This is a genomic window from Methylobacterium sp. WL103 (assembly GCF_008039885.1).
GTDB lineage: Bacteria > Pseudomonadota > Alphaproteobacteria > Rhizobiales > Beijerinckiaceae > Methylobacterium > Methylobacterium cerastii.
In genome coordinates, this window is record NZ_VRUX01001247.1 from 1 (window position 1) to 497 (window position 497).

Annotated in this window: 1 protein-coding gene and 1 pseudogene; both read left to right on the forward strand. The window is 75.3% G+C overall.

Going from position 1 to position 497, the window contains the following annotated elements:
- Positions 1-287, forward strand: a pseudogene (locus FV222_RS28845) (hypothetical protein); the annotation flags it as partial.
- A gap of 1 nt (position 288) precedes the next feature.
- On the forward strand, positions 289-497 hold a 209-nt coding region (locus FV222_RS28850), incomplete at its 3' end, for an ELM1/GtrOC1 family putative glycosyltransferase (protein ID WP_187277545.1).

Consider the following 497-nt stretch of genomic DNA (forward strand, 5'->3'; position numbering starts at 1 on the left):
GCCCCAGCCTCGTGGTGCTGGTGCGCGGCTTCTCGCTGCGGCCCTATGCCGGCGGCGGCACCAACGGCCGCTCCGGCTTCGGCGGCGGCTCGCAGAACGACTACCTCGACGGCGAGGCCCTGTTGGTCGCCCGGGACGGCGCGGTGCTCGGCCGCCACCCGCAGCTCACGGCGACCCCGTCGAGCTTCGGCGGTGCCTGGTACGACCCGCAATCCGAGCGCCGCCGCGTCACGGCCATCGCCGACATCTACGCCGACTGGCTCGTCCGCAACCTGCCCGCCGACTGACGTGGCCGCCCCCAGCGAGACGCTTCCCAGCCCGGCCCTGGCCGGCGCCCGCGCCTGGATCGTCACCGACGGCAAGGCCGGCGACGAGAACCAGTGCGTCGGCATCGCCGAAACCCTCGGCCTGTCCTACGAGATCCGCCGCGTGCCGGCGAACGGCCCGTTCGGCTGGACGGCGCCGTGGGGGCCGATCGACCCGCGCCAGGGGCCGTA